General features: G+C 39.4%; 20 protein-coding genes. 2 read left to right on the forward strand and 18 right to left on the reverse strand.

The genetic code is table 11. From position 1 onward, the window contains the following. Positions 1-86 precede the first annotated feature (86 nt). Positions 87-1541: a catalase gene (locus RXV91_RS09615; RefSeq protein WP_316439682.1), complete on the forward strand. Its 1455-nt coding sequence runs from the start codon at positions 87-89 to the stop codon at positions 1539-1541. A 143-nt stretch (positions 1542-1684) separates the two neighbouring features. On the opposite strand, the gene RXV91_RS09620 is transcribed toward RXV91_RS09615, so the two are convergent. From RXV91_RS09620 to RXV91_RS09705, 18 genes are all read right to left on the reverse strand, one after another. Further along, positions 1685-2122, reverse strand: a complete 438-nt coding sequence (locus tag RXV91_RS09620) for a Spx/MgsR family RNA polymerase-binding regulatory protein (RefSeq protein ID WP_316439684.1) — start codon at positions 2120-2122, stop codon at positions 1685-1687. 369 nt (positions 2123-2491) lie between these two features. Further along, entirely contained in the window at positions 2492-3232 is a 741-nt protein-coding gene (locus RXV91_RS09625) for a LytTR family DNA-binding domain-containing protein (protein ID WP_316439685.1), read from the reverse strand. Beyond that, positions 3225-4112 (reverse strand): GHKL domain-containing protein, encoded by an 888-nt coding sequence (locus RXV91_RS09630; RefSeq protein WP_316439741.1) that lies wholly within the window; start codon positions 4110-4112, stop codon positions 3225-3227. The genes RXV91_RS09625 and RXV91_RS09630 overlap by 8 nt, the downstream gene beginning before the upstream one ends. Before the next feature lie 386 nt (positions 4113-4498). Beyond that, on the reverse strand, positions 4499-4627 hold the full coding sequence (locus RXV91_RS09635; protein ID WP_131510691.1) for a cyclic lactone autoinducer peptide: 129 nt from the start codon (positions 4625-4627) through the stop codon (positions 4499-4501). Next, positions 4608-5210: an accessory gene regulator AgrB gene (locus tag RXV91_RS09640; RefSeq protein WP_316439686.1), complete on the reverse strand. Its 603-nt coding sequence runs from the start codon at positions 5208-5210 to the stop codon at positions 4608-4610. The genes RXV91_RS09635 and RXV91_RS09640 overlap by 20 nt, the downstream gene beginning before the upstream one ends. 319 nt (positions 5211-5529) lie before the next feature. Beyond that, positions 5530-7644, reverse strand: coding sequence for an ATP-dependent Clp protease ATP-binding subunit (locus tag RXV91_RS09645; protein WP_316439687.1), 2115 nt, complete (start codon positions 7642-7644; stop codon positions 5530-5532). A gap of 381 nt (positions 7645-8025) precedes the next feature. After that, a complete protein-coding gene (locus RXV91_RS09650; RefSeq protein ID WP_316439688.1) occupies positions 8026-8274 on the reverse strand; it encodes a hypothetical protein in 249 nt (82 codons plus the stop codon). A 593-nt stretch (positions 8275-8867) separates the two neighbouring features. Next, the gene (locus RXV91_RS09655) at positions 8868-9971 is read right to left on the reverse strand and encodes a lactate oxidase (protein WP_316439689.1); all 1104 of its coding nucleotides are present in this window, start codon (positions 9969-9971) and stop codon (positions 8868-8870) included. A 27-nt stretch (positions 9972-9998) separates the two neighbouring features. Continuing rightward, the gene (spxB, locus tag RXV91_RS09660; protein ID WP_316439690.1) at positions 9999-11753 is read right to left on the reverse strand and encodes a pyruvate oxidase; all 1755 of its coding nucleotides are present in this window, start codon (positions 11751-11753) and stop codon (positions 9999-10001) included. An 81-nt stretch (positions 11754-11834) separates the two neighbouring features. Next, positions 11835-12260, reverse strand: a complete 426-nt coding sequence (locus RXV91_RS09665) for an Rrf2 family transcriptional regulator (protein WP_316439691.1) — start codon at positions 12258-12260, stop codon at positions 11835-11837. Positions 12261-12459: 199 nt separating this feature from the next. After that, positions 12460-14271 carry a pyruvate oxidase gene (spxB, locus tag RXV91_RS09670; RefSeq protein WP_316439692.1) on the reverse strand — a complete coding sequence of 604 codons (1812 nt, stop codon included), beginning with the start codon at positions 14269-14271 and terminating at the stop codon, positions 12460-12462. Between the two features lie 330 nt (positions 14272-14601). Further along, a complete protein-coding gene (locus tag RXV91_RS09675; protein WP_316439693.1) occupies positions 14602-15003 on the reverse strand; it encodes a YueI family protein in 402 nt (133 codons plus the stop codon). An 81-nt stretch (positions 15004-15084) separates the two neighbouring features. Next, positions 15085-15774, reverse strand: coding sequence for a DUF6198 family protein (locus tag RXV91_RS09680; protein WP_316439694.1), 690 nt, complete (start codon positions 15772-15774; stop codon positions 15085-15087). Positions 15775-15798: 24 nt separating this feature from the next. After that, positions 15799-16650 carry a rhamnulose-1-phosphate aldolase gene (gene rhaD, locus RXV91_RS09685; protein ID WP_021729905.1) on the reverse strand — a complete coding sequence of 284 codons (852 nt, stop codon included), beginning with the start codon at positions 16648-16650 and terminating at the stop codon, positions 15799-15801. A gap of 42 nt (positions 16651-16692) precedes the next feature. After that, on the reverse strand, positions 16693-17976 hold the full coding sequence (locus RXV91_RS09690; protein ID WP_316439695.1) for an L-rhamnose isomerase: 1284 nt from the start codon (positions 17974-17976) through the stop codon (positions 16693-16695). Positions 17977-18012: 36 nt separating this feature from the next. After that, complete coding sequence (gene rhaM / locus RXV91_RS09695; protein WP_053267320.1) at positions 18013-18327, reverse strand: L-rhamnose mutarotase; 315 nt, start codon at positions 18325-18327, stop codon at positions 18013-18015. Next, positions 18328-19794 carry a rhamnulokinase gene (rhaB, locus tag RXV91_RS09700; RefSeq protein ID WP_316439696.1) on the reverse strand — a complete coding sequence of 489 codons (1467 nt, stop codon included), beginning with the start codon at positions 19792-19794 and terminating at the stop codon, positions 18328-18330. It abuts the gene before it with no gap. Further along, positions 19794-21122 (reverse strand): MFS transporter, encoded by a 1329-nt coding sequence (locus RXV91_RS09705; protein WP_316439697.1) that lies wholly within the window; start codon positions 21120-21122, stop codon positions 19794-19796. The genes rhaB and RXV91_RS09705 overlap by 1 nt, the downstream gene beginning before the upstream one ends. Positions 21123-21247: 125 nt before the next feature. Between RXV91_RS09705 and RXV91_RS09710 the strand changes: the two genes are divergently transcribed. Continuing rightward, the gene (locus tag RXV91_RS09710) at positions 21248-22222 is read left to right on the forward strand and encodes a helix-turn-helix domain-containing protein (RefSeq protein WP_316439698.1); all 975 of its coding nucleotides are present in this window, start codon (positions 21248-21250) and stop codon (positions 22220-22222) included. Positions 22223-22292 lie beyond the last annotated feature (70 nt).

Raw genomic sequence — 22292 nt, forward strand, 5'->3', positions numbered from 1 at the left:
ATAATTATTGAACTTACCTTATTAAGGTGTTAGCGTTTAAATTGTGCAAGAGCTATCTTGCAAATTATGTGAAAAGGGCGATTTAAATGGCAGATAAATTAACGACTGAAGCGGGTCAACCATGGGCTAATAATCAGCATTCTCAAACGGCGGGTGCTCGGGGCCCCGTATTAATGCAAGACTACGATCTCTTAGAGAAATTAGCCCACTTTGATCGCGAACGAATTCCAGAACGGGTCGTTCACGCTAAGGGTGCTGGTGCAAAGGGGATCTTTGAACTTGAAAACGATATGGGGCAATATACCAAGGCTGATTTATTTAACGGTATTGGTAAAAAGACTCCCGTTATCTTGAGATTCTCACAAGTAGCCGGTGAAAAAGGGTATCCTGACACTGTCCGCGATGTGCGGGGATTTGCTTTGAAGTTTTATACCCAGCAAGGTAATTACGACATCGTCGGGAACAATACCCCCGTCTTCTTTGTCAATGATCCTTTGAAATTTCCTGATTTCATTCATTCACAAAAACGAGATCCTAAAACAAACCGTCGTACCCAAAATATGCAATGGGACTTTTGGGCCCACTCTCCCGAGTCAGTGCACCAAGTCACCTACTTAATGGGCGACCGGGGGCTTCCTGCTTCCTATCGAACAATGAATGGTTACGGATCACACACTTTTAAGTGGGTTAACCGGAATGGAGAACAGTTTTGGATTAAGTATCACTTTATCTCAGACCAAGGTGTCCAAAACATGACTGCTAAGGCGGCTGAAAAAGCGATGGTTCAAAATGTCGATTATTTACAGGATGATCTTTATGATGCCATTCAAAAGAAAAACTATCCCTCGTGGACACTGTACGTTCAAATTCTTCCTTATGAAGATGGTCTAAATTATAAATGGGATATTTTTGACGTTACTAAAGTCATTTCACATAAAGATTATCCGCTCATAAAAGTCGGCAAACTAACTTTAAATGAAAATCCCACTAATAACTTTACTGATATTGAGGAGGCGGCCATGTCGCCAGCAAATTTCGTTCCTGGTATTGAGCCGTCTCCTGATAAACTACTACAAGGCCGCCTGTTCTCCTACAAAGATGCACAACGATATCGGTTAGGCGCTAACTTTGAAGATTTACCAGTGAATAAACCGGTTGTACCAGTTCATAATTATGAACGTGATGGTTACATGAAAATTGATAATCAAGGCGCTGATGTCAACTATGAGCCTAATTCACTATATGGCCCACAAGAAGTCCCAGATGCAGCACTTGCGTCCGATTCCGTTCATGGTGAAACACGCGCACAACCTTACCATTATCAGGTTGATTACACTACTCAAGCGGGCGACCTATATCGCTTAATGTCAGCACCCGAGCAGGATCGCTTAATTGACACCATCAAGGATGCATTAGGTCAAGTCACTTTACCCAATGTCAAAGAACTCGAAATCAAACAATTTTATGCAGCCGATAAAAGCTATGGCACACGCGTTGCCAATGCTCTAGGAATGAACATTGCTGATATTATCAACAATTAATGTTTTAGTTGACTGTCAGCCATTGCTAGATTGTTTTACGCTAAGCAATTACTAAATTATTAAAGATGCGACGGAACAGATTCTTATCATAAGAATCTGTTCCGTCGCATCTTTCAATCACAAAAAATTTTAGATACAGTTTATTATTCGACCATCCTTTTACTCGTCACACTTCCATCTTCATTACCATCTAAACGATTTAACATCGCATTAAACTTTAATCGCCGCACTGGTCGTGGAATAAATTGACGAATATCATCTTCGTTAAACCCAATTTGAATTTTACTATCACTGATAATGATGGGCCGTCGTAATAACTTCGGATTTTCACACAATAGTTTAAGTGCCTCATTCAATGGCATCTCCGGTAACTTAGTTGCAATTTTAGGATAATCTTTAGATCTAGCTGAAATAATATCATCTACACCATGCTCAGTTAAACTTAAAATACGTTTTAAATCTTGCACCGTGGGCGAATCAACACTAAAATTCTTTTCCTTAAACTTAATCCCATGCGTTTCCAACCATTGCCGTGCAACTCTAGAAGAATGACAACTTGATTGTGTATATAACCTAATCATACCTAATCTGCCCCTCTCTCGTTCAAATTCATCACAGAGCATCATTTTGGCATTAACCTTATTTACTATAATATCTTCTGAAATGAGAACATCTATTAATGTCACAACAAATCCAGTACCCTGTGAATACACTTTTATTATAGGCGCTGAGAAAGTTACGTACCGACCGTTTTAGGATGAATAATCTAGGTGTAATCGTTTTAAGCCTGATTTTAAACGGTTTAGGAAATGATTATGTTCATCTTCCACCTGTGACTAGTAACCTTAGCTTTGGTGAGAAATATTATGTTAATTTTTCACCCCTAATTTAACTCAAACCGCAAAGAAGTCACCTACCTACTGCAGGTGACTTCTTTGTTTAAGCGATAATTACTTTTTGGCAAGCCATTTAGCCAAATAACGACTGGCTTGTGCAGAACAAAGGACTTTCTCACCATCCGACATTGTCAATCGCCGTAAATGCTTGTCTAATGACTTAATGCGTTTTAAGTTAACAACGTAAGACTTGTGACACCTATAAAAGTCAGGACTTAATATTGGCACATCTTTTAGCAACCCATAGTACTCCAGCTCGCCATCATCTAAATGAACAATGATTTTATGAGGACTCATTGAACTTTCAAAAAATATAATGCTCTTAACATTAATAGATCTAACTGTCTCACCAATTTTAATCTTGATATAGTCATCTTGATCATTTTCTTCCGCTTGAAAACGCTCTTGAGCCACGTGTAAAACACGGTTAAATCGTTCATACAAGGAATCTGGAAAGTCTTTAAGAATAAAGTCTAACGCTTCAACTTGATATTGAAATACCATCAAAGATAACTCTGTATGCGTTGTGATAAAAATAATCTTGCTGTGTCCACCCATGTCACGAATCTGACTCGCTAATTGAATGCCATTTATATCTGAGTTGAGTGCAATGTCTAGCACGTAGATTGCCTTTTGAGGTTGCTGTACTTTAACCTTATCTAACAATTCGTGGGGATCTTGGCAAGCCAAACAGATACTCATGTCTAGCTGTTGATCAACGATTACCCTCGTAATGATTTGCCGTATTTGTTGCAATTGTTTCTGATCATCCTCGCAAATATAGACATTAATCATTCTGAGATACTCGCTTCACTGTCAAGCGTTGTAAGAATACCGCTCCCAGAACCCTAGTTTCGAGTATCATGTTCTCGTTGCGATTAACAATCTTACTTAAACTATTCAATCCAATCCCCCGATTCTTACCCTTAGTGGAATAACCCGCTTCTTTCAGCTTCCATAAAGGTGGCAACTGTTCAAAAACATTGTTCTGAATCAAGAATACCGTAATATTTTTTTCGATAAAAATGGCGCTCATGATTTCTCCATCAGCATGTCCTACCGATGCTTCAATCGCATTATCCAACATAATTCCCAATGCAATATCTAAATCCAATTCATTGACCGTAATGTCAGTTAATGGTTCCTTTAAATCAAAATGAACTTCAATTTCTTGCGACTGTGCATAGCTTAACTTGCTAAAAAGAATGCTTTTAATTGACTTCACTTTGACCCGACTCAAATCTTCAAGATTATATTTTTCTTTTAACACCCGGTGTGAAACTGGGGCAAGATTTTTTTGATAATATTCTTGTAAACCTTTTAAGTCATCAGTTTTCAAATATTCATCTATCGAAATCAACATATTTTGATAATCATGTCTGAAACGCCGTAGCTCATTATAGTGAGCTTCAATTTCACTCATATAGCGCGTATCATTTTGAATTTGTGTCCTTTGCTTTTGGACTTCATATTCAGTTTTTACATTCTTTAAATATTCGCTATAAATTACCAATAATAAAACAATCATTATCAGCAAAAGCACTAAATTACCAAGAATCATCTTAACTGGATTTTCCCAGCCTTCACTGAAAACAATATACAAATACAACATAATTAGTAGCAAAGAAGTTATTATATTCAAACTTTTTCTTTCAAAAGTGGTACTAATATTCATTTTTGCCAAAATTATATTAATCAAAAACACAATTAATATTTGTATGCATACAAATATTACCAAATAACTATTGGGTAATTTCCATAACTGTATCAGTAAATTGCTCAAATGATCTGCAACAGTTGATAGTATGAATGCCTGTAACGTAATACTGATTGCCTTGCTAAAATCACGTTCATAGAACCATGAATAAATGGTAAACAGTACTAACATTACAACGGAAAAATAAATCGTTAGTGTTGAAAAGCATATATAACTAATTACAATACAAACTGATAGAAATACTGAATCAATCAGTGTAACAACATATAAGTCTCTCAATAACGATTTAATTATTAAGTACAAAAAAACTTCTTGTACAATAACCATTAACATTTATTTTTACACTAATCCTTATTTTTTAATTCTTCTGGGATTTTCACTTCAAAAAATAACCCTGTACAACACATTACCAATTGCTTAGCACCTACATACTGAAAAAGATGACCAAGTAACTTAAACATTCGTTCCTTCATTAGTCTTCCCTCCTTTCAATGGCATTAATAATAGAACTGCTAATACCATTGAAATTAAAATAATTGTTCCAAAATAATTATTAGTAACAAGCTGTAAGCCACTAAAGATCAGTGCTAAAAAAATAGCTTGCTTCTTTAACTTTCTTCGTAATGATTTTGATGTAATTGGGTTTTTTATCGTATCCGCTGGAGCAAATACACCGATTATCACAGTGAGTGCTAGGCCCAATATACTTCTGCCTATCTCAGGAATATCAACTGTAAAGTTAACCATATAAGGCACACTCACAAATACAAAGATAGTCAGAATCGTACATAACAAATCTGATTTTAAGTGACGTCCATACGCAAAACCGCGCAAAACTAAAAAGCTACCCATAAAAACCAACACAGGAACTAACTCATGTAGCAGTAATGCTAAGACAATGGTAATTATCAATTTAGGAATGACATTCAATACAGTGTCAATTCCAAGTTTAACCAATAATGCTTGCCGTCTTTCCAGTTGAAGATTATTTTGAAGGGCGTTGAACAGTCGCTCGCTCAATTTATAAAATAATAGTTTGTGTTCTCGTTTTTCCATGCCTTACTCCTGTAATGTGCGAATGCATACCGATGTTAACAGTTTAAAACAGGATTAATTAATTGAAAAGAATACATAAATAGATTAATTATTCAATATTGTTTTAAGACTAAAATCGAACGTTTAAAGATATATCAGTTTAATTATTTATATTAAGCTAAGCCTCTAATCTAGAATGTTTTTATAATAATCATTGTCCAATGCTACGGAACAAATTACTTAATTAATAGAATGAGATCTAATAATAAATATAAAAAGGAGATTTATTAGAACCAATAAATCCCCCTACTATTTAAATTAATTATGCACACTATCCAGGCTAAGCTGCCGATATCACAATCTCAGCATCCACTAAATCAGCCTTCAAGTTTTTGACATCTAAGTGGTCAAGGTAGAAATCTGTCACCTTATCACGAATTTGCTGTTCAATTACTCGCCGTAACGGCCGGGCTCCCATTGCTTCATCATAGCCTTGTTCCATCAGCCAATCTTTGGCCGTTTTAGTTACCTCTAGTTTGATGGATTTTTTGGCTAACGTTTTTTGGACATCTGCCAACATCAAATCGACAATTTGACTTAAGTCTTGCTTAGTCAGATGTGAAAATTCTACGATTCCATTAAAACGGTTCAGAAATTCTGGGCGGAAAAATGGTGCTAACTTATCCATTAATGACTGATCCCGTTGCTTGTCACCACTTAATGCTTCATTACCAAAGCCAGCATTAGAAGTAGCGATAATAATCGTATTTTTGAAATTAATAACGTTGCCTTGCCCATCCGTTAAACGACCGTCATCCATCACCTGTAGCAGCAATGTTAGTACTTGTGGATCTGCTTTTTCAATTTCATCCAATAACACAATGGAATACGGATTGCGCCGAACACGTTCAGTCAACGTGTTAGCATTATCTTCGTAGCCCACATATCCGGCTGAGGTCCCAATTAATTTCGATACAGCAGTACGATCAGCATACTCACTCATATCTAGACGAATAATCGCATTTTTATTGCCAAACATATCTAGTGCTAATTGTTTAGCCAACTCAGTTTTTCCTACACCAGTCGGACCCACAAATAGGAAACTTCCAATCGGTTGATCACCCTCTGAAAAGCCCGCGCGATTACGTCGAATTGCCTTTGCCACCATTTCGACCGCTTCATCCTGACCAATTACCTTACTTTTTAGACGCTTATCAAGACTTTTTAAGCGTTCAATATCATTAGCACCCATATCAGCAACTGGTATCCCAGTTAAGCGCTCAACTGACTGTGCTACGTCATCAATCGTGGCAATAACTTTCTCTTTTTGATCCGTTTTTTTAATCTTTTGTTTGGTATCTTCAATAGATTTCTTAATATCAGCAGCCTTGGTAAAGTTCTCCTCTTTAACAGCGTTTTCTTTGGCTGCTTCTAATTTTTTAACGCGTTGATCCAATGTCTCAACATCAGTTTGTGAATTCCGAGCTGCTAAGTGAGCCGCAGTCATGTCGATTAAATCAATAGCCTTATCCGGTAAAGTTCGCTGTGGAATGTATTGAATCGAATAGTCTACGGCTGCCTTTAAAACATCATCTGGCAATACAACATGATGATGTTTTTCATACAACTTTTTAACTCCTTGTAAGATACGTAACGTATCTGAAGCTGTTGGTTCATTAATAACAACGTCATTGAAGCGCCGTGCTAAAGCCGCATTCTTCAAGATCGTATTACGATATTCATCTTGAGTCGTCGCACCAATCACAGTCAATTCTCCCCGCGATAAGGCCGGTTTAATAATATCAGCCAGCCCTTTGCCACCATCCTCACCACCGGTAGCACCCGCACCAATGATCTGGTGAATCTCATCAAAGAATAAAATGATATTGCCAGCTGCTCTAACTTCTTTTATTAATTGTTTAATATTTCCTTCAAAAGAGCCACGGTATTGAGTACCTGCTTCCAAAGAAGACAAGTCAATTGAATAGATTTCTTTATCTTGAATCGTTTCTGGAACTTTGCCGGCCACAATTGCTTGTGCTAACCCTTCCACAACCGCAGTCTTTCCTACACCTGCATCACCAACTAGAATCGGGTTATTCTTCGTTCTACGACTTAAAATTTCAGCCGTTTCTTGAATTTCATTCTCACGCCCAATCACCGGATCTAACAAACCATCACGAGCTTGCTCCGTCAAATTGGTACCTAATTTTTCTAAAATACCACCCTTTTTGACAGCTTGTTGCCCATCTTTAGATACTTCAATGGTTTTATTGCTTTGCGGTAATTTACCAGTTGCTCTATATTGAGCAAATTCATCAGGCGTCAGCGATTGGCCATTAACTAGATACCGAGCATGCGCCGAATTCGAATTATCCATGCGCTGAAACAATTGATTAAAAACATCATCCATATCATTGTTGAAAAAAGGATCATTTCCGTAGAAATTTGCCATATTACAACACCCCCATAAAATTCACGAGTACAAATCATGTCTTAACAACTACAATAATCTTTCCAGATTACAAACAAATCGTATCACGATTTTTATACACCGTTAAGTGAAGTGCTCAGCGACCTAATTAACTACGCTTGAACTAAAACAAAAGAGAAACCAATCCCATAAAATGAGTTGATTTCTCCACAAGGTTCCCTATTTAATAGCCCTTGATACATAATTTGAACCACCAGTTGTTTCCTAAACCAATTTCGGTTTAAGTGGCTGTCATTTTAAGTGCTGTGATGTGTTGTTATCAGAAAAGATAGCTGTTACTTTAACTCAAATGACAGATTAAACAATTACCAATTTCTTATTCCGACAATAAGCCCTCGAATATCACACTACGTAACGCCGGTCTCCCGACTGCAAATTCACTTCAATGACTTGATCGAGTTGAATAAGGTGACGATTACCAGTAATTGCCAGAAATGCAATTGCTTTTGGTACCACCGCGGTAACATAACCAATCATTTCAGTTATCTGTCCATTCGTTTTATGAAAACGTAATAGCACTCGGCACTTTTTATCATGAGCTTGTTGTAATTTACAATAATTATTCTCAATACTCAAATTAAAGTCTCCCATTCAAGGAATTTAGATCTGTTCATTTAGTTAATCTATGTGTTGGATATTATTATTGTTGACGGCGTAGTCCACATCAAGGAGTCAGTCATTCGGTGAAGACCAAATAACTAGTATTCATATTCAGCTCAACCATATTAAGCACTGTTGGCCAATAATCAAAAATCGTTCTCTAAATATCCCTTGCCTACGAAAACTTTAAAGTTTAACAAAGAAGCAAGCCACAACAAGTTCATGAAACACTCAGCCTTCTAAGAGCAACTGGCATGCACATACATGCGCATGTGTACAGTATACTATATGCTAGTTACATCTAAGTAACCGTTTTACGACTAAAAAACAAGGCTCCAGCACTTTAAGATGCTTTTTTAACGTTTTAAGACAGTTCACTAGTCATTCTGATTCCAAACCTAACCCTTCATAAAATTCAATCTGTAAATAATCCGTTATTTTTTCACTGATGCTTAAGTAAAGCAGCCATAACATGACGACAAAAACACCGGTCACGGCAGAATTTACTCCACTGGTCCCGGTGCCAACGACTTATTATAATGAACAAGTCAATTTTACTTCATCCATTATATTTAACGTTGCTCTTATTTTCTGAGTAATTTGGCATGCTTGACATCTTCAATCGTCTTAGTTCCTGCTAACTGCATATCGACTAGTAGTTCTTCATTAAGGTGACTTACGACGGAAGCAACACCTTGCGCACCACCTAATGCTAAACCATAAATAACGGGCCGAGCTAGTGCAACTAAGTCTGCACCATTCGCCAATGCTTTAAAGACGTGGGAACCACGCCGAACACCGCTATCAAAAATGATTGGTACGCGTCCGCTTACGGCTTGCGCAATAGCATGTAGAACATCGAAGGAAGCAGGGCCACCGTTTAATTGACGGCCACCGTGGTTGGAAACATAGATTCCTTGGGCGCCAGCTCCGATTGCTAATAAAGCATCTTCTGGTGACTGAATCCCCTTCACGATAACTGGTAAATTTGTATATTCTGTAATACGCCGAACATCAGCCAGACTGATTTTTTGAGCCGCAGCAGCATAAATTTCCATGATTCCTTTCCCCTTACCATCCCCTTCGCTAAACTTAGTCAAGTTAGCCATTGGAATAGGAAACTGAAAATTATTAATAATATCTGCTTCACGATAACCGTCAACCGTTGCGTCAACGGTCAAAATGATAGCCTTAGCACCAGCTTTCACTGCTTCATCAAGCAAACTTTGATTAAAATCCCAATCCTTACTCATATATAACTGGAAGAATTGTGGTGCGCCTTTACCAGCCGCAGCGGTGTCCGCAATTGACGTTGAAGAATAGGTACTCTGAGCCATAAGTGCGCCCACTTGCGCCATACCTTCAGCGGTTGCTGCTTCACCACGAGCATGGGCTAGTCCTTGAGCAGCCGCTGGAGCCATCATAATAGGCGTTTTGAGATCTATACCAAATACTTGCGTTTGAGTACTTGGTTTTTCCATATCCGTCAACGCCCTAGGTACAATTTGAACATGGTTAAAAGCTGCTGTGTTCTGCTTTAAAGTCCATTCGTCTTCCGAGCCACCACTAATGTAGCCAAAGCCACCAGTCGGAATAATTTTTTTAGCAGCTGCTTCCAATGATGGTAGATTTAAGATTGCCAACTTTTGTTCACGATCACTCTGTTCATAGCCATTAATAACTGTCATAATATCAGTCTCCTTTTCATAATTCCTTTATAATTCACCTAATAATTGACTAAGTGCTGGTTGATCTGTTTCATCAATCCCATATCGCTCACGATACTTAGCAATCGTATCTGCATCAAAACTGGCTGGATCTACTGGAACAAAACTAGTATCAATTGGGTCAACATTTTTAATCTTGGCATCAATCACAATTGGCAATTGATTTCCCGCTTGCTGTAATTGTGTGATTTTTTGAAAGGCAGCATTAAGCTCCTTAAGGCTAGTTACTTTGAACCCAATTGCACCCATATTTTCGGCCATCTTAGCCCAATCAGCCCCAATTAAGTCAATTCCATAAGGTGCTTGGTTGGCTAATAATTTTTCATGTTGGATGAAGCCCAATACTTTATTTTCCAAAACAACATTAATAACGGGCAAATGATATTTAACCTCAGTTAATAAGTCAGGCATCACCATTGCATAACCGCCATCACCCGAAATACTCCAAACTTGCTTATCTGGATAATCTAATTTTGCCGCTAAACCTGCTGGCAAGCCGAAGCCCATCGTTCCATACCAAGCTGACATGGTAAAAGTCTGTTGCTTATTCAATGGTAACTGTCGAATTGCCCATTCCGTATTGTTGCCAACATCAAGGCCAAAGACAGCATCATCACTAGTATTTTCCTTGATTGCTTCTAGTACCCCTTCAGCCGTCAAACCATCTTGATCATCGGCAGCAATTGCCTTTAACCACCGATCCCAGTTTTGCTTATCTCGCTGAGCCGCTTCTAAAAACTTAGTTGACTCAACCGTCACCTCAGATTGAAGTAGTGCTTTGAAAAACTGTTTGGCGTCAGCAAGAACAGTAATGTCAGCATCGTGTTGCTTACCTAAATCCGCCAAATTATTATTAACTTGAATAAATTTAATTCCTTGTGGTAAATAACGCGCAAATGGAAAATTAGTTCCGACAAATAAAACTAAATCGGCCGCTTGCGAGACTTCAAAGGCTGGTTTAGTTCCCAACCGACCGCGCGAACCCATAAAATTAGGATGATCAGTTGGCATAATCCCGGTTGCCGGAGCCGTTGACAAGACTGGCAAACTGAATTTTTCAGACACTGCTACAACTTCTCGACGAGCGTTATACGCACCTTTGCCAATCCACAAAACAGGCTGTTTAGCAGCTTTCAAAGCCGATATTGTTTGCTGAACATCTTCGGCCTTTGGCATCACAACCTGTTGACTACCTTTAAGCGAAGCCGTTTTAAAGCCCTCAAATTCAATATCTTGACCAGATAAATCGTCTGGAATGATTACAACAGAAACTGAATGGGTCGCGTATGCCGATCGAATCGCCTCATCAACCACGTATGGAATCTGTTCAGCAGTTGTCACCTGTTTATGAAATTCAGCCACGTCTGCAAAAATTGGATCTTGATTCATTTCTTGAAAGAAGTTGGTATTCATAATGGATGTTGCCGATTGACCAACTAAAGCTAGCACTGGTACATGATCCATTTTAGCGTCGTATAAGCCGTTTAAAAGATGAACAGCGCCAGGTCCTGCTGAACCAAAACTAACCCCAATCGTCCCAGTTAACTTTGCATCTGCAGCAGCAGCTAAAGCCCCTACCTCTTCATGACGCACTTGAATATAGTTCAAGTGCTCTTTTTCTTGGTAAAAACCATCAACTGTATTATTAATCGAATCAGCTGTAATCCCATAGATATGATCAATCTTCCAGTCAACTAGTACTTGTGCCAATGCTTGTCCTGCTTTAATTTTAGTCATTTCCATTACCTCTTTTTTGTTGTTACTTTTTTTAGCACATCATTATCCTAAATAAAAACTTGAACCTTGTCAAGTTTTTATTTGTAATTAGACCTGTTGTTGAATTGCACTGATGTCATCAATAATATCTTGGAGCGTCACTCGTGACATGCGAGCCTCAGCACTATTTTGAATATCACAGTAGTATTTTTCCATCACCCGCGGAATTACTGACCCTACCGGACAAGTCTCTGAGGTATTGTGATCCACATTCAAAAAATCACGCTTAGCTACTACTGCGACGTAGATATCTTTCAATGTAATATCATTGGGTGAACAAGCTAGTGTTGGCCTAGCAACACCACGCACGGAAGTTAGCAAGCCTGCTTTTCTTAACTTGCTCATCATTCTCCGAACCATCGTAGGATCTGTATTTAGACTACTAGCAATGTGTTCACTTTTTAGTTGATCATCAGTATGTAACGCGATATATGCCATAATATGCGTCGCATCACTCAGTTGCGTATTAGCCACCTGAACACCTCCTATGTTCATTTTATTGTTACCAATTTTAGCACATCTTTAGCGAATATAAAAGCGATTAGGGGTAATATTTTATTCCCTAATCGCCAGATAACCGTTGTAAATAATCGTAAGCCAGCATTTACTAACTGACTTGACGGCCAAAGTACACCATTTTAACTTATTTGCTCATTTCTCCAAGTGGCGGCCGCTAAAAACCACCTTGACCAATTTGATGACGCAAATCAACTAAATCAAATTGTTTTAAATATCTTGAAAATGGCTGGAGATCCTGAGCTTCATAGCGCTGCTTAAACGTCTCAATTTCAGCCGATGAACTCGTTGCTGAATCTAAGTGCAGATTTTCAGCAGGCAATGGGCGATCACCTGTAATCACGGCATCAATCAGTACCGGTTCATGCTGAGCAATCAGCTTCGCTTGTTCAAACACCTCAGGCAATTGCTCAATTTTATTAATACGAAAGGCCTTCATATGAACCCCATCCGCAATTTTGCTAAAATCGATGTCATTAAATTCAACGCCAATAAAATCATTTTTGTTAGTGTCTTCCTGCTCGTCTTTAATAAATCCATACTGACAATTAGTGAAGACCACATTAATCACTGGTAAATGGTATTGAACCTGCGTTGCTAAATCTTGCATCGTCATTGAAGCACCACCATCACCGGCGAGATTAAATACCTGTCGATCAGGATAATTGAGCTTAGCAGCGATCGCACCCGGAATACCTACTCCCATCGTTGCAAATAGGTTCGACGTAATATGCCGATTAGCATCTGTTAATTTCAAATGCCGGTTTGCATTCAGATTAATATCCCCGACATCAATTGAAAAAATGGCATCAGGCTCAGCTATCTGATTAACCGCACGTAGTACTTGATAGGCTTGTAGCGGTCCCTGCTGCTTATCTTCCAATGCAGTGAGGTAAGCACGCCAATTTTTAACATTAGCCAAATTAGCTTGCCACCAAGGCGTCACTTCCCGCTCCGATACCTGCGCTAAAATTGCGGTCAACGTCTTTTGCGCATCAGCGAGCACTGCAACATCTGTTTTATGCCGTTTACCTAACTTTGCTGGATCAATATCAATTTGTAAGAAATGGCGCGTATTTTTAAACGCCTTGGAGACTTCTGCAAACGGATAGTTATTACCAACGAACAAGACAACATCAGCTTGTGCCAACGCCTCATTTGCTGGCTTCTGGGCCACCCGATTGGCAGAACCAAGATAAGCTGGATAATTATCAGGGACGATGCCTTTTGCTGGATACGTACTCATTAGTGGAATCTTTAACATTCGACTTAATTTTTCTAATTCCTGACTAGCTTTACGTGCACCAATACCGTAATAAATTAATGGTCGCTCCGCTGCTAGTAGGATTTGCGTTAATTCTGTAATTGCCTGTGGGGCAGGCTCTGGCAACAATGGCGTTTGATAACTATTAGCTGAATCATACCAATCCTCAGCTTCAATTTCTTGCCACGGCAAGTCCACCGGAATTTGAACGACTGCCACGCCTTGATGTGCATACGCCCGTCGAATCGCTTCATCAATAACATGTGGTAAGGTGGCAGCATTAACGGCTGTAACATTATAATCGGCCACATCTGCATAAATTGGATTTTCATTCATTTCTTGGAACGTATCCATATTCATGCCAGTAGTTCCAAATTGACCAATGAGCGCTAACACTGGTACATGGTCTTCGCGAGCATCATATAATCCATTCATAAGATGAGTGCCTCCAGGTCCTGCCGAACCGAAGCAAACTCCAATCTTGCCCGTTAGCTTGGCATCAGCCGCAGCCGCCATGGCGCCAACTTCTTCATGCCGCACTTGAATATAATGGATCTGATCTTTTTCAGCCGATAACGCATCCATAATCGAATTAATGGATCCACCAGGAATACCATATAAATGATCGACACCCCAAGCTTCCAGAACCTTGATAACGGCTGCACCTGCTAGTATGTTCTGTTGTTTTGTTTGTTTCATAACCATAATAAAGCCCCCATTTCATGTACAATTTAATTTTGCACTACTTAATAAATGAATATTAGCACGGTAACCGTTTACATTCAAATGCTAATAAATTTCCAGATTATAATTAACTACGACCGAGTAATCCCTAACAAGCGCTATACACCAGCCACAATCCATAGAATTGTATTTACATAGCTATTAAATATTAGTGTCTCACAATTTGCTTTTTAAGACAATTTTAGTAATCGTTGTACTTTTTCACTTTAGCATTGTACTGTCCACACGTGCTACGTTGCTCCATCTATTGAGAACTTTATTAATTAAGTTTGTCAGTTACACCGCTACCAGCTATTTCAATTTTGGATACCGTTCTAGCACATCTACAACCGCTCGATCTAACGCATGGTCCGCGCATAAGATCACTGCTGCATTATTTGAACCGGTAAGATAATATTGGCTAGTTTTGATTGCAAACATCACACCATATTGATTTGCGGATTGTATATACTGTCCCATGATATCCATATCAAGTTGCCCGTTTATTAACAGTTGATAGTTTGTATTAACTTTCCAAAGCTCCTGCAAGATACTCACACAATCGTATCTCAGTGCCTCAGCAAATGAAATTCGTAATTCAATTCGTTCATAAAAAGTTCCTAAACACCGATGTTGCTCATCCGGCCTTAATAAAGGCATCCCAAATACGGCGTTTTGAAGTCGCTTGTCTAGATCTTGTCGTTCGTTTTGCATCTTCACACCCCGTTAATTTTAAAAATGATACAAAAAGAGATCTAGAACTCCTGTAAAGAGCTTTAGGTCCCCATTTGATAATCAATCACGCTGAATCGTATCTAATCCATAGTGCTTTAAATTAAGAAAAACATGTTTATCGAAAAAGCCAATGAACGTTCCTTGAAAGAACAAACAAATAACTGTTCCAACATTGACAGCCCACAGATGCCCACCAATGCTAAAAGTAATCATCATAATAATCACAGGCGGTATATAGTGAATCATTTGTGCAACCGTGGCATTACCACGGACATAGCGAAATCTTATGATCTGCATAAAGTCATCATTCGGGTGTAAAACTAGGTTTGTGCGTTGATAAATTGATGTCGCTAACGCAACACATAGCACACCAAACACGTCGATGACAATTCGCAGTTCTAGCGGTAACTCAGTAACCCCACTCCGCTGAATCAAGTTGGTAAACCACTGAATTAAGAAACTGAACGGTAAAGTGAATAATAAATTACTAAGGACACGATGCCAAATGACTTGGCGAATCAAGATAGCATTTATAACAACCACCAGCACACCACAAGTAAACAATGTCGCTCGCAAGCTTAGTGGCCATAGATGATACAGATTTACTGCTGAAGCTGTCCATACCGCACTGCCCAAATTCATAACAACGGTTAATGCATGACCAATCGAATTAATTAGGAGTGATAATCCGAGAAATAACCATCGTTTTAGCCAATCATGATTGGGCATCACTAACTTGGTAACTGCCATGATAACCCTCTTCTCAGGCCAAACTTAGTCAACCGTTGCTCCGACTGCATCTGGTGTTAAGAAGTCTTCATTGGCTTTCAAGTCAAAACGCTTGATTAAGTCACGGAAATCTTTGTCGGTCAACGATTGCAAGACTTCTCCACCTTGTGCACGAATCGTCGTGTAGATTAATGCTGACTTTTCAACTGTTTCAACTAACCCATAAGTTTCATCTAGAGAGTCACCAGCTGCGAAGACGCCATGGTGTGGCCATACAACTACCCGGTAGTCGGCCATCTTAGCAGCCGTCTTTTCACCGATTTCATTAGTTCCTGGGCACATATATGGGATAACGCCTACGCCTTCTGGGAAGACAACGATTGATTCTGGATGCATCTTCCATAGCGTCCGACTGAACCGCTTAGATGACAACGGAATCGTAAAGGTCATTGCAACCAAGTTAGTTGGGTGGCAATGCATGATAACCCGTTGATCAGGATCTTGCTTCAACCGAGCAATGTGGCTCATTAAGTGTGATGGAAATTCGCTAGTCGGTTCACCACCATCATTGAAGCCCCACATTAAATCAACACTGTTGCCGACTTCGCTGATTCGAATCAAGCCCATGTCGCGTTCTGGAAATTCGACCATATTCTTAAAGTACCGGCCAGTTCCCGTAACTAAGTAATACTTGCCCGCTAATTCACTGGCATCAAATTTAATTGGAATCTGACGTAAAACTTTATCCGTACCAGCATAGGCTTCAACTTCCTCTTTAGTCAGTCGTAGACTCACGTTGCCGCCATTCCGTTCGTCCCAGCCATGTCGATATAAATTTTCCGTTGTTTGTGCCATATCACGTACATATGGTGAATCAATAAAGTCTGTCATAATCATTGCCAACCTTTTCTTGTTAATTTTTGTTGTAGCTAACCGTCGTTATTCCGTAACTACTTTTTTGTCCCGAGGGAATTGAACTTTCTGTTCATAATTATGAATTTCATCAAGCCAATCAGTTCCTACTGGTGTATTGTTCTTCAAGCAGAATTCATCCCAAACAGCGCCAAATGGGAAGGACTTCAATTCTTCAGTAACCGCCAACCGTTTCGTAAAGTCGTAGCTTAATTCAGCTTTCTTCAAATCATCAATTGGTGCTAACATCGCTTGTAATAAGGCTTTTTGCGTTGCCCGCGCACCGATAACCCATGCAGATACTCGGTTGATCGTAGCATCAAAGAAGTCTAAACCGATGTTAGTCCGTTCCAACTCGTTATCACGGACCAATGACCGAGTAATCCGTTGTAAAGCTTCGTCAAAGATTACAACATGGTCACTGTCCCAACGAACTGGACGTGAAACGTGTAACATTAATCCCTTGCCAAACGGCATGAAAGCAGAGAACTTATCCGAAACATCTTCCGTTGGGTGCCAGTGCCCAGCATCAATCGTCCAGAGTTTGCCCCGGCTGATGGCATAGTTGTTATAGAACAGATGGGAGCCAACCGTATAAGATTCAATCCCCGTACCGAACAACTTACCTTCGACAGCTTCGATCGTATTCTTTTCATCGTACTTCTTGGCAAAGACTTCATCTAGGGACTCAATCAACCGTTCCCGTGGTGCTTGTTTATCAATTGGGTTATCTTTAAAACCATCTGGAATCCAGAAGTTATTAACCGATTGTTGGCCTAATTCTTGCCCAAAGTAATTTGCGATTTCCCGCGATTTCTTACCAACTTCAATCCAGTAGTCTCGTACTGACTTTTCGGGACTAGCTAACGTAAAGTTATGCTTAACCATTGGATGGGAGAAGAAGGTTGGATTCATATCTAAGCCAATACCTTCTTGTTTAGCCCAATCTACCCAATATTTGAAGTCTTCCGGACCAACTTCGTTAAAATCTTTTTTCTTATCTGTAACCGCATACAAAGTATGCAAAGCGACTTTATGACTCCCAGGAATTAACGATAATGCTTCGTGCAAGTCGCCAGTTAATTGATCTGGAGTCCGCGCAATACCTGGATAATCACCCGAAACACCGATCCCACCAGTTAATTCTTGATCAGGGTTCAAGAAACCATGAATATCATCACCTTGCCAACAATGAACAGACAACTTGACCTTCTTTAGTGCTTCCATGGCCTTCTCAGTATCAACACCGATTTCAGCGTAACGTTCTTTTGCAACTTGATAAGCTTTTTCGACTTCGTCAGTTTTAACCATTAGTATTTCCTCCTCGTATTCAATAAGTAATTCAGGTTAATCTAAATGAAAGACTTCTTGTAAATCAGTCGTGACTGGACTATTGTCCTCATTTGTATCCATCAACGGCTCCATATATTTCCACCACTTTTTACAAATATCAGTTTCAGCGATCTTGTTGTAAGTCGCTTCATCTGGAACCTCAAGGTAAGCAAAGGTTTGGCCAGTTAATTTATTTAAGAAAATTGAATAATTCGTTGCACCATACTTCTTAAGCGCCGTCTTCATCTCTGGCCATAATTCCGCGTGCCGTTTAGCATATTCTTCGTAGGCATCTTTGTGTAAATACATCACTTGTCCTAACCGAACCATTTAAACCATCTCCTTAGATTTATTTGTTAGAAATCGTTGATACTCTTTTAAAATGTCGCCATACTTATTGGTCTCTGGCAGATAACGCTTTAGGTCACATGATTCAGCAACCAATCGACGGCCCGCACCGATATTGTCAACTTCATCACTAGTAATCATTTGAACGACAATATTACCAATTGCAGTAGCCTCACTCGGACCTGCCACCACCTTGATATTAGCTAGGGTACTCGTTAACTGATTCATCAGTGCAACGTTACTTCCGCCACCAACAATATTCAGTGTATCAATGTGGTAGCCCAAGATACGGTCAAGTTTATTCAATTCATTGGCATAGAACAAAGACAAATTAGAATAGATTGCCTGGAATAATTCACCCGGTGTTTCCGGTATCGTCTGCTTTGTTTCACGGCAATAATCCTGGAGTTCCTTAATCATATTTTCGGGATTAGTAAAGCGTTCATCATTGATATCAATAAATTGTTGGAATGGTTTAACTTGTTGCGCCAAGTCAGCCAGTTCACCAAAGCTATACTGATCACCTAGTTCATGACGAACACATTGGGCAACCCACAATCCCATAATGTTCTTTAGGAATCGATAAGTCCCGTATGCACCCCATTCATTCGTATAGTTCTCATGAAATGCTTGTAATCCATTTTCTGGTACATTTAACTCAGTTCCTAGTAGTGACCATGTTCCTGAACTAAGAAATGCCCACCGATCACCTTCACCAGGTGTGCCTACTACGGCCGAAGCAGTATCATGGGTCGCGACCGTTACCACTTCAACTTCTGGAATATCATACTTGGTGTGCCATTTATGGCTGACGTTACCTAAAATTGATCCCGATTCAACTAAACGTGGAAATTGATCTTGCGTTACATTAACTGTTCCTAATAAGTCCTTATCAAAAAGTCCAACTCGTAAATTCAACATTTGCGTTGTAGAAGCATTAGTGATCTCCGTCACTGCATTACCAGTTAAGACGTATCCGAGATAATCTGGCATCATCATAACTTTGTCCGTTTTAGCAAGCAATTCATGATTTTCTTTATACAATTGATAGAGCGTGTTAAAATCCTGGAACTGAATACCGGTCTTCTCGTAAATGTACTCTTTAGGTAAATCGCTAGTTAACTGTTGGATCGCATTATGTGTCCGCTTATCACGGTAGCTAATCGGATCTTCCAGTTTATGTCCGTCTTCACCGACAAGTACATAATCAACTGCCCAAGTATCAATTCCTAACTCAACATCCTTAATCCCCATCTGTTTAACTTTTTCGAGACCTTTAAAGATTTCATAGATTAAATGATCAACATCCCAGCGATCATGACCATCCTTCATCGCAAATCCATTGGAGAAACGATGCACTTCTTTTAACGTTAGCCGGCCACGCTTTTGCTGGCCGAGCATTAAACGCCCGCTAGAAGCGCCAATATCTACGGCAATATAAGATTTCATTACTTCACATCTCCAGTAGCATTTGAATTAATCGGTGTCTGCTTATCTTTGGCGTCACTTTCATCAAATTCGTCACCATAACGTTCCTTTGTAATTTGTTCCAGTGATTTACCGCGAGTCTGAGGTGTCCAAATAACCCCGATAATCAACGAAACTAACAATAATCCAATCATAAATGTTCCGGCAGCTTTGAAGCCCATCGTCGTCAGAATAGTTGGGAAGATAATTGACCAAATACCAGCTGAGCCACGGACGACGAAGAACATCACGCCTTGAGAGCCCGCACGATACTTAGTTGGGAATAATTCAGTCGCCCATAGTGCGTACCAAGCTTGAGCGCCGATCCCTGCGGAAATTCCCCAGACAGCAACGAAAATCCAAAGACTAGTCCAGTTCATCCCGGCAAATGTCAGGACAACCCAAGAAACAACGGCCATTGCAGCACCAACTGCAAAGAAGATCCGGTGATTAGCACGGTCACCATAGCGAGCAAAGCCAACATAAGTGGCAACTGCGGTAAAGATCCAAAGGACGGCTTGCAGTAAGTTGGCCTGTAGATTTGTTAACCCACCAGCAGTTTCATAAACGTATGGCATAAAGAAGCCCATTGCACCGGCAACTAGATTCCAGAACATGTAAACACCAATTAAAAATAGCAATGACTTTAAGTTAATGCCATTTGAGAATAAGTCACGATATGGATGTGGCTTCTCACCAGTCGCCCGCTCGTGTTGTTTTTGTTCAACCCAGACTTGTGATTCGTCCAATTTACTTTGAAGACGCCATGCAATAAAGGCAACAATTGTTAAGAAAATGAATAAGATCCGATTACCCATGACACCTAGTGGCGATAAGGCAACACCGGCTGCAAAAATAATGGCGGGCCCTAACGACCAAGCGAATTGTGAAATACCAATGTTCTCCGCCCGATTAGTTGATTCTGACGTTTCTGAAATATAAGTCCACGATGCAGGAACCCCAGCGCCGACCGCAATCCCAGTAATCAGGAAGCCGGCTAATAACATTGGAAAATTAACTGAGGCTGCCACAATAATCGTCCCTAGCATATAAACAAGCATGTCATAGGTATAGATAACTTTCCGACCATATTTATCTGACAAGTGACCACCAATCAAAGCCCCGATCGCAGAACCAAATGCATTGGCACTCAATGCACCTAGTAGTCCAACCTGAAAGCTTGATAATCCCAAGGCTTTAGTCCATAGTGTTAGACCACTTGCACCAGCAACAATTGACCCAGAATCCAAAAAATTAGTAATTGATACGGCAATTGTTGAGCCGTGTGATTCTTTTTGGTTACTACTCATTTTAAATACCCTCCTTTTGGTAAGCGGTTTCATTTATTTACAAGCACATTGTAACCGCCACCATGAAGGTGCTACAATAACTCTTAAAAGGTACATTAGTATCATATTTACAGGGAGGATTGTGAATGAACACACGTATTTTGAACGCTTTAAAGCAAACAACGTTGATTGAAGAAAAGCAAAAAGCGTCTCACTGTTTCGTTGAAGACATGCCACCCTATGCCATTAACCAGGAGCTTTCTTTAAAGGAACATGGACGCGTACTAAGTAATTATTTTTTTAAGAACAAAGACATTTATATCAGTCGTCATAATCGCTATGCAGATTATCCAACTCACACTCATACTTTTTTGGAAATGAACTATATGCTACAAGGTCATGCAACTGAAATTGTTGGTGATAAGAAGATAACGCTAAATACCGGTGATTTATTGCTTTTAGATGAAGGATCAACGCACTCAATCAAGGCTTTAGGTGATAATGATTTGTTAATAAACATTCTTTTCAGAACCAAAAACATCAGTATTAACCTGTTAAATGACCTTCGTAGAAGCAATAACATTTTTTATGACTTTTTGCTCAGTCAAGTTATTGAAGATAGTAACCATAAGCGGAACTACCTCGTATTTACCAAAAAGCGTAATAACGAAGTCCAGGAAACTTTAGACCGGATCATCGATGAGTATTATTTAAAGCGTGATTTTTCGAACAGCATTATTAAATCCTATTTATCAATTTTACTGGTCCAATTGGTTCGTGAATATCCTTTGAATGGCCCTCATCAAGAAAATAAATCTAGTCTGCTAGCCATTAAGGTCCTAAAAGCAATCGCCGAAGAGTATAAGACCGTAAGCTTGGAGGAATTAGCAAATCGCTATAATTATAATAAAAATTATTTAAGTAACATCTTCAAGTCTGAAGTTGGCCAAACTTTTAGTGAAGTTCTAACTCGGCAACGACTAATTCAAGCCCACACGCTAATTGCATCTACCTCACTACCTATCGCTACAATCATGGAACAAGTCGGAATTAAGAACAAAACATTCTTTTATCAGAAGTATAAAAATTATTATAAGACGCTCCCAAGCACTGATCGCTAAGCATAACGCAAATATCGGCCATTAGTCTGTATTCACTATATAGTGATACAAACTAATGGCCGATATTTAT

The organism is Lactiplantibacillus sp. DA1 (genome assembly GCF_032681335.1).
Taxonomy (GTDB): Bacteria; Bacillota; Bacilli; order Lactobacillales; family Lactobacillaceae; genus Lactiplantibacillus.